The following is an 11,932-nucleotide window of genomic DNA, read 5'->3' as shown; positions in this document are numbered from 1 at the left end:
CGATGTACGAGCTGAGACGAATCGATCTGCGCGGTATGCGCCTGGACCGGGCCACCCTGCGCCGGCATCTGCCGCGCGCCCAGGAGACCGGGCAAGCGGCCGCACAGGCGGTGCGGGGGACTCTGGACCGGGTCGCAGCCGAGGGCCGGGCGGCCGTACTCGACTTCACGGAGCGGTTCGACGGGGTCCGACCCAGCGCCCTGCGAGTCGCCGGGCAGCACATCGAGGCGGCGGTCGCCGGGCTCGACCCGGCGATCCGTTCCGCCCTGCGCGAGTCGATTCGACGCGCGCGGATCGTGGCGGAGGCCGATAGGCGGACAGCCGTGACGAGCGAGCTGGGGCCGGACTCGACGGTGACGACCCGGTGGCTGCCGGTGGATCGTGTGGGTCTCTATGTGCCCGGCGGTCTGGCCGTCTACCCCTCGACGGTTGTGATGAACGTGGTGCCGGCCCAGGCCGCCGGTGTCGGATCGCTGGCCATCGCCTCGCCACCGCAGGCCGATACCGGGTTGCCACACCCGACGGTGCTCGCAGCCGCAGGGCTGCTCGGGGTGGACGAGGTCTGGGCGATCGGCGGCGCCCAGGCCATCGCAGCGCTGACCTACGGGTTCTCCGACGGTGAGGAACTCGAACCCGTAGACCTGATCACGGGGCCGGGCAACGCCTATGTCGCCGCGGCCAAGGCCCAGGTCCAGGGGACTGTCGGCATCGATGCGGTGGCCGGTCCCACGGAGATCATCGTGTTCGCCGATTCCACCGCCGATCCGCGTTATGTGGCGGCCGACATGATCAGCCAGGCCGAACACGATCCGAATGCCGCGGCCGTGCTGGTCACCGCGGAGGAATCCGTGGCAGCGGCCGTCTCCGCGCATATCGCGGAGCAGGCACCGGCGGCTCGGCACGCCGACCGGATCGCCCAGGCGCTGGCCGGCAGCCAGTCTGCGATCGTCCTGACCGACGACAGGGAAGCCGCCCTGACGGTTCTCAATGCCTACGCCGGCGAGCACGTCGAGCTACAGGTCGCCGATGCGGCTGCGGCCGCCGTGGCGCTGCGCAACGGCGGTTCGGTCTTCATCGGCCCGTATTCCCCCGTGGCCCTGGGCGATTACTGCTCCGGGTCGAACCACGTTCTGCCCACCATGGGCACGGCGGCGTTCTCCTCGGCACTGGGAGTGCAGTCGTTCCTCAAGGGCAGCCAGATCATCGATTACTCCCGGGCCGGTCTGGAGCAGGTCGCGGCCGGCATCGAGGCCCTGGCGGAGGCGGAGAACCTACCCGCACACGGCAGGGCCGTGTCAATCCGGTTCGCCTGAGAGGGCGAACCGCCAGCAACGAGTCAAGCAACCTACCCAAGTGAGGGACCATGCGCTGCCCATTCTGCCGCCACCCCGATTCCCGTGTCGTCGATTCCCGCACGACCGATGACGGCGGGTCGATCCGCAGGCGCCGGCAGTGTCCGAAATGCGGGCGACGGTTCACCACGATCGAGGCGACCAGCCTATCGGTCATCAAGCGCTCGGGCGTGACCGAGGAGTTCTCCCGTCAGAAGGTCGTCGCAGGAGTCCGCAAGGCATGCCAAGGGCGGCCCGTGAGCGAAGACGACCTGGCGAAGCTCGCACAGCGCGTCGAGGAGAAGATCCGCTCCCGTGGAATCGCGGAGATCGAAGCCGATGAGGTGGGCCTGGCGATCCTGGAGCCCCTGAGGGAACTGGACAATGTCGCCTATCTGCGCTTCGCAAGTGTTTATAAGGGCTTCGACTCACTGGAGGACTTCGAAGCGGAGATCGCAGGGCTGCGCCACGATCATGAGCTGCGCTCGGCCGAGGGTGAACAGAGCGCGAATGCGGAAACATCCTGAAATGTATGTATGATGGTGCTGTGCACGTGACGTGCACCCGCCGCGGGCGGCATCGGAGGGGAAGCCGACGCCGCCCGCGGTTTTTCACGCCGCGAGCGCTGCGCTGGTGAAGCCGACTTCGTCGAGTACCGACTCAGCGGTGTCGAGGATGCCCAGTCGGGCAGTCGAGCGGCTCAGCGCGACATAGAGTTCGCCGACCCCGGAGACGTCTCCTGACGGGGCGATGAGTCCCGGTTCGACGATGACGACGGAATCGAACTCCAGTCCCTTGGCCGCGGTGGGGTCGAGGACCGCCACCGTATGGTCCAGGCCGCTGGTGCCCATCCCGTAGTCGAGTCCGCTGCCGGTGAGCGCCTCCTCGACCCGCCGCAGATGGACGGCAGGGACGATAAGAGCCACCTTGCCGCCGGATACGGCCGCTGTCTCGGCGGCGATGAGTTCGGGCAGACGATGGGCGATCGCCGCGATGTCGGGCAACCGCAGCCGCCATGGATCGGACTCACCCCGGCGAACCGGGGTGGGCAGGCTCAGCTGCGGGAAGAAGTGCCGCAGTAGCGCGTTTGCGGGTTCGAGGATCCGGCCCGGGGTGCGGTAGGAGACCGTGAGCTCGACGAGCTCGAAGCGCTTTCCCACATGGGGCGAGAGGACACTGCTCCAGGTCCGGTCGACGTCGACGTGTCTGGCCTGGGCCAGGTCGCCCACCAGAGTCGCCGATTTCGACGGCACACGGCGGAACAACAACCGCAGTTGCATGGGGGAGAGCTCCTGGGCCTCATCGGCCACCAGATGTCCGAAGGCCCATTCGCGGTCCTCGAGCGCGCGTTCGGCTACGGTGCCGCGGTCGGTGGACTCGCGCTGCCTGGCTGCCAGCTGGGACGCGGACAGCCAGGCGCCGGTGCCGGTGTTCTCCAGCACCGCGGCGGCGTATTCGTCCTCGTCCCCGCCACCGGTCCGCCGCGGAGGGGTATAAGTGCCGATGAGTTCCGCGATCTCGTCGAGCAGCGGTACGTCTTCGACGGTAATGGGTGCTCCCGATTCCCGACGGATCAGAGCCATTTCCGTGAGTTCGAGGATGCCGTCGGCGGCAGCGACGAGCTTCGCCGGTTTGCTCAGCAGCGCATCGAGCACCCCACGGGGCGTCAGGGGCAGCCAGCACAGGTTGATGGCGATCTTGACCGCCTGCGACATGCGCAGATCGTCGTAAATCTCCTGGCGCTTCTCCGCGCTCAACTCGCCCAGGGACTTCGGCGCGGCCAGCTGACCGGCCAGGGCGTCGACGACGGCGGAGGCGAAGACGTCACGGGACTCGTTGTGGTGGATCGAGTGGAAGCGGGCGGCGCGCATTGCCGAGCGGACGATCTTCGGCGTCAGCGACACCGACTTGCGCCCGACAGCCAGACGCTGTGGTTCGCGCGGGACGCGCTCATATCCCGCGACGGCGCGCTCGATGACCTCGACCATGCGCAGATCGCCTTTGACGCGCGAGGCCCTGGGCGCGTCCAGTAGTGTCGTGTCCACTCCGGGGTAGAGCTGGCCCGGGGTCAGGAGGACGGCGCCGGTCTCGCCCAGGCTGGGCAGGACCTGCTCGATGTAACGGAGGAACGTGGGGGAGGGGCCCACGATGAGCACGCCGGAGTTCTCGATCCGCTTGCGGTGCTGGTAGAGCAGATAAGCGGCGCGGTGCAGGGCGACGGCCGTCTTTCCCGTACCGGGGCCGCCCTGCACGACCACGACGCGGTCCAGCGGCTTGCGGATGATCGCATCCTGTTCGGCCTGGATCGTCGCGACGATATCGGACATGCGCCCGGTCCGGCCGGCTTCGAGCGCGGCGATCAGCGCACCCTCGCCCTGCAGGTGGGTGCCACCGGTGGCGGCCAGCGCTTGGGCGTTGAGGACATCGTCCTCGATGCTGACCACCCGTCGTGAGCGCGTGCCCAGGTGGCGGCGCAACACGATGTCTCCCGGGTCCACCGCGGTGGCCCGATAGAACGGCTCGCTGGCGGGTGCCCGCCAGTCCATCAGCAACTGTCGATGCTGGGCATCGGAGATACCGATGCGTCCGATATAGGTCGTCGTGGAATCGAGGGTGTCGATCCGGCCGAAGCACAGACCCTCCTCGGCTCCGCGCAACCGCAGCAGCTGGTCTTCGTACAGGGTGGCGAAGGCGTCGCGCTCACTGCGGTTCTGCCTATTGCCCCCGACCTCTGTGATGCGTACCTTGGCCAGTTCGCGCGTGGCCTCGGCCCGCAGTTCGTCGACCCGGGAGTACAGCTTGTCCAGATTGTGCTGTTCGAGCTCACGTTCGTTGTTTTCGCCCACCATTGCCCTTTCCAATCGGCCTACAAGTCTATCCTGTGGGTCAAGGGGGCGGTGGAGCGTTCCAACTGTTTCAGTTCGCCCTGTTTCAGTTCGCGCCGCAGTATCGGTCCAGGTCCCCTCCGGTGAGAACGGCGGCCTGGGCCGGCCCCCTGCGCAGGGCCTTGGCAATCGCGATCAGATCGGGTTCCTCCATGGTGGCCAGCGCCACTACGTTGCCCCACCTGCGGCCCCTGATCTGTCCGGGATCGGCTGCCAGTGCGACGTGGGCGAAGCGGGAGCGCATTCGCAGGACCTCGGAGCGCAGGGCATCGTGTGGGGGCCGGTCCGCGATGTTCGCCAGGTAGACGCCGGTCGGCTTGAGTGCGCGGGCGCATGCGGAGAAGAAGGCGTCGTCGGCCAGGGCAGGGGGTGTGGTGTCCCCTGCGAAGGCGTCTCGGACGACCACATCGAGGCTGCCGGGGGCGAACGTCGCGATCTCCGCGGCCCCGTCGCCCGGGCGCAGCGCCAGGCGGGGTGCCCGGGGCAGGTCGAACCATTCGCGGACCAGAGTCAGTAGTTTCGCATCGATGTCGACCGCCGTCTGCCTGGCCTGTGGATAACGGGCGGCGGCCCAACGCGGCAGGGCGCATGCGGCCGCGCCGATATGGACCATCCTGGGGTGGTCTGTGCCCAGTTGGACCTCCAGAATGCGCGACATCCAGTCGAGGTATTCGAAGTCGAGTCGGGTCGGCTCCCCGATGGTCACGGGTGAGGAGGGGACGCCGTTGACCCAGAGTACCCAGCTGTTGGGCTCGCCCGCGACCGGCTCAAGTCGCGCGGTACCGGTGTCGATGTCGAATTCTCTGATGTCCTGTGTCCGTGTGCGCTTGCGTCCCATGGGTGAAAGCCTACCGACCGTGTGGCACAGGTTGGTCGACCGGCGCATCAGCACCTGTGGACACCGGGCCGGGAATCCACAGGCCCTGGGAGGGCTATGGCCAGGCGGTGGCCGACGGGGGACGGTATGGGTATGGAAACCCATGATGCAGTCATCCGCAGCCAGGCCGATATCGTCGGCGCCATCCCCCACATCCTGGGCTACGAGCCGGAGGACAGCCTGGTTCTGGCCGCCGTCGTCGGCACGACGGGGCGCTCCCGACTGGGACCCGTGATGCGCCTGGATATGGACTTCGTCCAGGCCGACCGGATCCGCGGGCGGGACTACGGCCGGATCGTCGAACTGTTGGAATCGGGCCCGGACATCGTCGAGGTGATTCCCGTTCTGTTCAGCGAGGACGTGGCCCGGGCGTATGGCGGCGACGATGGGCCCTTGGAGTCTCCGAGGCTGTTCGCCCATTTCGCCCGTCCCATTCAGGGGCTGTGCGATGAGCTCGTGCGCTCCGGTTATGAGGTCTACTCACCCCTGTGGGTCGGGGCGGAGCACATCGGCTCGCTGCTCCCGCCGGGTATCCTGCAGACCCGGCAGGCGGCCCGCAGCAGTACGGCGGCAACCGAGATGATCGTACGCGGTTCCCAGGCGGGGCGGACCTTCGATGATGTCGTGGCCCTGCCGCCGCCGGATTCGGATCTGCTGGAGGACCTCGCACACTGGCGCGCGGTGCGGCCGGAACCACCGGAGCTGTTGGAGGCGCTGGTGGCACAATTGGGACGGCTGGCCACCGCCCTGGCGAAAGGGGGAGAAGTCCGGGAGCCGACCGGGTTCGTGTCCGCACAGGTGGTGTTGGCGGTCGAATGGATGGTTTCTACCAAGGTCACCCGTGACGGACTGGAGATGTTGCTGTGCCTGGACCACCCCGATCTGCCGGTGCAGGAGCTGGCGGGCCTGGACGGGGTCGAACTGCTGGCCCGCGGCCTACCCGTGTTCGCCTCTCACACGGCCGCTGCGCACCTGCCAGGGCTCTCAGCCCGAAAGCCCGACGCGGTACGGCTGTCAGCTGCGGTCGAAATCTTGCGGACGGTGCTGGTGCACTGTCGTGAATCCGCCGTCCCGCGGGTCCTGGGTGTCATCGCCTGGTTCGAATGGGCCAGGGGAGCAGGGTCCTTCGCAGACCACTATGCGGCCCTGGCGTTGCGGGCGGACCCGGGGGAATCCCTGGCCCGGTTGGTGTCCACTGCGGTCCAGGCCGGCCTGAGTCCGTGTTGGATGAGTCCGGGGAAGTGGAACCGTCGTATATGAGACTCCTCACATGCTGACTGGGGAGGAGTGTGGCAGGAGTCCCGGAAATCCGGGCGGAGCCGATTCGCGGGCGTGGGAATATCGTGGCAGAATGCGGTGTTGACCCGGTTGCGTCCCGCGACAGGCAGGCCTATGTCCAGAAGCCCCGCGGAACTCGACCAGGGTCTTCGTGTTTCCCGAACGCACAGGGACCGTCCGCAGAAAAGTTGAAAGGTGCACTCTTGCCGACCAAGAAGGATTCGAGCGCTGCAGCCGAAACCACCGCCACCGTGAAGGCGCCCGCAAAGAAGTCCACCACGACCAAGGCGGCGGGTACCGCAGAGAAGGCACCCGCAGCGAAGAAGACGACAACGCGCAGGACCACGACGAAGTCGACTGCGGGCAAGACCACGGCCAAGTCGACTGCGGGCAAGACCGCGGCCAAGTCGACTAAGACGACGACCAAGGCGAAGTCGACCACACGCAAGACCACCAAGACCGCAGCGGGGAAGTCCACGACCGCGAAGGGCGGCAGGGGGCGGCGTAAGAAGGACGATCTGGACTTGGTCGAGCTCGCTCCCACTGTCGAGGCGGAGCCGGAAGGTGTGCCCGACGAGAAGACCGAGACGAAGAACGCCGTCGAAGCACGACGCAATCAGTCGGTGAAGGACAAGGGCGGATTCGTCGTCTCCGACGCCGACGACGACGATCAGCCGGCCCAGCAGGTTGCCACGGCAGGGGCCACGGCGGACCCTGTCAAGGACTACCTCAAGCAGATCGGCAAGGTTGCGCTGCTCAATGCGGCGGAAGAGGTCGACCTGGCCAAGCGGATCGAAGCGGGAATGTACGCCGAGCATCTGCTGGGCGAGGGCAAGGTCACCGAGGCCCGCGATCAGCGCGACTACAAGTGGATCATCCACGACGGCCGGATCGCCAAGAACCACCTGCTGGAGGCCAATCTGCGACTGGTCGTTTCGCTGGCCAAACGCTATACGGGTCGCGGCATGCTGTTCCTGGATCTGATCCAGGAGGGCAATCTGGGCCTGATCCGCGCAGTGGAGAAGTTCGACTACACCAAGGGCTTCAAGTTCTCCACCTACGCCACCTGGTGGATCCGCCAGGCGATCACCCGTGCGATGGCCGATCAGGCCAGGACGATCCGCATCCCCGTGCACATGGTCGAGGTCATCAACAAGCTCGCCCGCGTGCAGCGTCAGATGCTGCAGGACCTGGGGCGCGAACCCACTCCCGAAGAGCTGGCCAAGGAACTCGATATGACGCCAGAACGCGTCGTCGAGGTGCAGAAGTACGGACGTGAGCCGATCTCATTACACACCCCGCTGGGTGAGGACGGCGATTCGGAGTTCGGCGATCTGATCGAGGACTCGGAGGCAGTGGTCCCCGCTGACTCGGTCAGCTTCACCCTGTTGCAGGAGCAGCTGCACTCGGTCCTGGACACGCTTTCCGAGCGCGAGGCCGGTGTCGTTTCGATGCGCTTCGGACTCAACGACGGGCAGCCCAAGACCCTCGACGAGATCGGCAAGGTCTACGGGGTGACCCGTGAGCGGATCCGCCAGATCGAGTCGAAGACCATGGCCAAGCTGCGCCACCCATCCCGCTCGCAGGTGCTGCGGGACTACCTGGACTGAGTGAGCCGGCGCACCGGCGATGCGGCCCCGGAACTTTCAGGAGTTCCGGGGCCGTCTGCTGTTCGGAGTCGAATTCAACGAGTCTGGATGACGGAGAACGCCGCGTTCTGATTGTCGATGAACTGTCCGATCCGTCCAAAGGCGGTATCCGCCGGCCGGGCCAACAGTGCACCGCCGGCCGACTCCACTAGGCGAGCTGTGTGGTCGACGTCGTCGACTGCGATGTAGCTGCGCCAATGGGAGGGGATACGGGCACCGGCGATGTCGAGCATCCCGGCCTGGGCCCCCGGGTCCGGCAACGAGATCTCCTGATACTTCGAACTGTTCGGATCCGATGAGGGCGTGAACGTCCAGCCAAAGACCGAGGAATAGAACGGGGCGACGGAGGCATCCTGGGTCTGAAGCTGGAAGAGCGCTGCCGCGCCCGGTCCGTGATAGCCGTCGAAGCCCAGATCATCGGGGTACTCCAGCACCCCGAAGCCGGTTCCGGTGGGATCTGCCAGCAGTGCGATGGTGGCGCCGTCGGTAGGTAGGGGCATGGCCGCGAAGACCTGGCCCTTGGCAGTCGTCGTCCGTTCGAGGAAATCGGCGGTGTCCGCGACCCTGAAGTACACGGACCAGAAGGCGGGCTGCCCCTCCGGGGCCTCACTCGGTTGCGGGCTGATGCCGGCGACCGGATGGCCCGCCACCTCGGCCCGGTGGCCCATGCCCATGATCCCCGGGATGGAGAATTCCCAGCCGAACACCGTGCCGTAGAAGTCGATTGCGGCCTGCGGGTCGGGCGCACTCAGCTCGATCCAGCATGGTTGATTGGGTAGCAGTGCCGGCATGGGTCATCCTCCAACGGTGTGGACACTCTGGCGGCGTCCAATTCAACTTTCCGGGCCAACTCTACCCGCGCTACCGGTCGGCCAGGAATTCCGCTGTGCCGGCGGTCAGGGCGTGTGCATAGCGCAGGCGCCCGGCCGCGGTGGTCATTGTCTTGGCCTCCTGTGGGTTGCGCATCTCCGCGCACTCGACGATGACGGCGGGAACTCGGGCGTTCTCCAGCCCGGCCAGATCCGTGCGGATCGATACGGCGTCCTTGCCATATGCCCGGTTGGGTGTGAATCCCTGGGCCTTGAGTGCCTTCACCATGGACGTCGCCAGCCGTCGGTTGGCCTTCGCATTCTTCCCCGACGGACTGGCGATGACGTGGAAGCCCTTCGTCCTGGTGGAGTCGCTGCCGTTGGCGTGCACGCTGACCAGCACATCGGCTCCATCGGCGAAACGGCCGCGGCGGTCCACGCAGGGTCCCACACCGGTGTCGTTCTTGCGTGAGAGCTTCACGGTCGCACCCGCATCGCGCAACTGGGTGCGTACGAGCTGCGCGACCTGCCAGTTGAATCGATGCTCGGAATAGCCGGCGTCGGTCGCGGTGCCGGTGGTATTGCACGGTTTCGTTCCCCCGCGTCCGTCGGGGACGGGGGCGTTGGCCCGCGCCGGGTGTTTGGCGTTACCGCCGTTGTGGCCGGGGTCCAGCGCCACCGTAGCCTGGTTCAGCGCCTCCCGCTGGGCCGCGGTGAGCTCGGAGTCGTTCGGACCCGGCACGGCCGTCGGGGCGGAGCCCGTGCGCGCACTCGGTCCGATGAGGCCCGTGCCGGAGCTGCTCGGGGAGGCGGTGGGCTCGGACGAGGTACCCGTCGGGCTGCAGGCTGAGGCCGTGAGGACCAGGGCCATAAGGGCGGCGGAGGTGATGAGTCGGCGCATGGTGTCATACTAGCGGGCCCGCTACGGGCTATCGAACACGTATACGTATAAAATGGGGGCACTGCTGTCAATGAGAGGGAAGACTGTGGCGACCAAAGCGGGGGAGTCCTACGGGGCCAGGCAGCTCCAGGTGCTTGAAGGCCTGGATGCGGTGCGCAAGCGTCCTGGCATGTACATCGGCTCAACGGACTCACGGGGTCTGATGCACTGCCTGTGGGAAATCATCGACAACTCCGTTGACGAGGCACTGGCCGGATACGGAACCGATATCGACATCACGCTGCATCCGGATTCCTCGGTCACGGTGGCCGACCACGGTAGGGGCATCCCGGTCGACGTCGAGCCGAAGACGGGCCTGAGCGGCGTGGAACTCGTGATGACGAAGCTGCATGCCGGCGGTAAGTTCGGCGGCGGTTCGTACGCCGCGGTCGGCGGACTGCACGGCGTGGGGGCTTCGGTCGTCAATGCCCTGTCCGCACGGCTGGACGTCCGTGTGACTCGTGGTTCGAAGGTGTACCAGTTGTCCTTCAAACGCGGCCACCCCGGCCGCTTCGAGGATTCCGCCGGAGTCTCGCCGGAGAACCCGTTCACCCCGTTCACCGGAGTTGCCGAACTCGCTGTGGTGGGCAAGGCCAAGCGCGGTGTCACGGGAACGGAGATCCGCTACTGGGCGGACCGGCAGATCTTCCTCGCCGATGCGGCCTTCGACTACACCGGCCTGATAGATCGTGCCAGGCAAACGGCATTCCTGGTCCCCGGGCTCCGCCTGCGGATCGTGGACCGGTCGGGCCGCGGAGTGGATGCCGAGGGTGTTCCGATCGCCGAACGCACAGAGGATTTCCGCTTCGACGGGGGCATTTCGGCATTCGTGGACTATCTGTCTCACGGTGCCGCACTGACCGATGTGTGGCGGCTGCAGGGCGAATCGACGTTCACCGAAACCGTGCCGGTGCTGGGTCCCGACGGCGATATGGTGTCCACCGACGTCGAAAGGGATGTGCGTGTGGACGTGGCGTTGCGCTGGTCGAACGACTACGACACCAGGGTCAAGAGCTTCGTCAACATCATCGCGACGCCGAAGGGCGGTACGCATGTGGCGGGGTTCGAGTCGGCCCTGCTGAAGACCGTGCGGAAAGCCGTCGAGGCCAATGCCCGCAAGCTCAAGGTCGGCAAGGACAAGGTGGAGAAGGACGACGTGCTGGCCGGACTGACCGCGGTCGTCACGGTAGCTCTGGCCGAGCCCCAGTTCGAGGGCCAGACCAAGGAGGTGCTGGGCACCGCCGCGGTCAGGCAGATCGTCGCGAAGACCGTCGAACGCGAACTGAGTGCGCTCTTGGATTCCACAAAGGGTCCTGAACGCAAGCAGGCGGGGACTCTGCTGGAGAAGGTGGTCGCAGAGATGAAGGCGCGGATCTCCGCGCGCACCCACAAGGAGAACCAACGCCGGAAGACGGCCCTGGAATCCTCATCCCTGCCGGCCAAGCTCTACGATTGCCGGGCCACCGATGTGAAGGCCTCGGAACTGTTCATCGTCGAGGGCGATTCCGCCATGGGAACGGCCAGGGCTGCCCGCAATTCGGAGAACCAGGCCCTGTTCCCGATCCGCGGCAAGATACTCAACGTCCAGAAGGCCAGCGTGGCCGATATGCTCGGCAATGCCGAATGCGCGGCGCTCATCCAGGTGGTGGGAGCCGGTTCGGGGCGCACCTTCGAACTTGCGCAGGCACGCTACGGCAAGGTCATCATCATGACGGATGCGGACGTCGACGGCGCGCACATCCGAACTCTGCTGCTGACGCTGTTCTTCCGCTATATGCGGCCGTTGGTCGAAGCCGGACGGGTGTTTGCGGCGGTACCTCCGCTGCACCGGGTCGAGATCGTCAACCGGGGCAAGGCCAACGATGTGGAGTACACGTATTCGGAGGCCGAACTACATTCGCTGATCAAGAAGCTCGACAAGCGGGGCAAGTCCTATAAGACACCGCAGCGCTATAAGGGCCTGGGGGAAATGGACGCCGACCAACTGGCGGAGACCACGATGGAGCCCCAGCATCGGCTGCTGCGCCGGGTGACGATGGCCGATGCGGAAGCCGCGGAGAAGACCTTCGGACTGCTGATGGGCTCCGAGGTCGCACCGCGCAAGCAGTTCATCGTCTCCGGTGCCGCAGTGCTCGACGCCGAGCGCATCGACGCCTGATCCGA

The 11,932-nt window shown here is 66.5% G+C and carries 9 protein-coding genes; 5 read left to right on the top strand and 4 right to left on the bottom strand.

All coding sequences use genetic code 11. From position 1 onward, the window contains the following. Positions 1-2 precede the first annotated feature (2 nt). A complete protein-coding gene (gene hisD / locus NQ034_RS01180; protein WP_257046554.1) occupies positions 3-1,313 on the top strand; it encodes a histidinol dehydrogenase in 1,311 nt (436 codons plus the stop codon). 50 nt (positions 1,314-1,363) lie between these two features. Then, positions 1,364-1,858, top strand: coding sequence for a transcriptional regulator NrdR (gene nrdR, locus NQ034_RS01175; protein WP_257046553.1), 495 nt, complete (start codon positions 1,364-1,366; stop codon positions 1,856-1,858). Positions 1,859-1,942: 84 nt separating this feature from the next. Here nrdR and NQ034_RS01170 read toward each other — a convergent pair whose 3' ends face one another. Both NQ034_RS01170 and NQ034_RS01165 read right to left on the bottom strand, forming a co-directional pair. After that, positions 1,943-4,192, bottom strand: a complete 2,250-nt coding sequence (locus tag NQ034_RS01170; protein ID WP_257046552.1) for a HelD family protein — start codon at positions 4,190-4,192, stop codon at positions 1,943-1,945. Between the two features lie 70 nt (positions 4,193-4,262). Next, positions 4,263-5,054: a spermidine synthase gene (locus tag NQ034_RS01165; RefSeq protein ID WP_257046551.1), complete on the bottom strand. Its 792-nt coding sequence runs from the start codon at positions 5,052-5,054 to the stop codon at positions 4,263-4,265. Between the two features lie 132 nt (positions 5,055-5,186). Between NQ034_RS01165 and NQ034_RS01160 the strand changes: the two genes are divergently transcribed. Together NQ034_RS01160 and NQ034_RS01155 are read left to right on the top strand one after the other, a co-directional pair. Then, entirely contained in the window at positions 5,187-6,353 is a 1,167-nt protein-coding gene (locus NQ034_RS01160; protein WP_257046550.1) for a DUF4192 family protein, read from the top strand. A 206-nt stretch (positions 6,354-6,559) separates the two neighbouring features. Continuing rightward, complete coding sequence (locus NQ034_RS01155; RefSeq protein ID WP_373456789.1) at positions 6,560-7,981, top strand: RNA polymerase sigma factor; 1,422 nt, start codon at positions 6,560-6,562, stop codon at positions 7,979-7,981. Between the two features lie 74 nt (positions 7,982-8,055). Here the strand turns inward: NQ034_RS01155 and NQ034_RS01150 are convergent, their stop codons facing one another. Next, complete coding sequence (locus tag NQ034_RS01150) at positions 8,056-8,811, bottom strand: VOC family protein (protein WP_257046548.1); 756 nt, start codon at positions 8,809-8,811, stop codon at positions 8,056-8,058. 70 nt (positions 8,812-8,881) lie between these two features. After that, positions 8,882-9,730, bottom strand: a complete 849-nt coding sequence (locus NQ034_RS01145; RefSeq protein ID WP_257046547.1) for an N-acetylmuramoyl-L-alanine amidase — start codon at positions 9,728-9,730, stop codon at positions 8,882-8,884. An 85-nt stretch (positions 9,731-9,815) separates the two neighbouring features. Between NQ034_RS01145 and NQ034_RS01140 the strand changes: the two genes are divergently transcribed. Then, positions 9,816-11,927, top strand: coding sequence for a DNA gyrase/topoisomerase IV subunit B (locus NQ034_RS01140; RefSeq protein WP_257046546.1), 2,112 nt, complete (start codon positions 9,816-9,818; stop codon positions 11,925-11,927). The last annotated feature ends 5 nt before the right edge of the window (positions 11,928-11,932 follow it).

Origin of the sequence: Brevibacterium moorei, assembly GCF_024580735.1 — a bacterium.
GTDB classification, from domain to species: Bacteria; Actinomycetota; Actinomycetes; order Actinomycetales; family Brevibacteriaceae; genus Brevibacterium; species Brevibacterium moorei.
The sequence above is the reverse complement of the archived record's forward strand: the minus strand, read 5'-3'. Positions and strand labels throughout refer to the sequence as shown.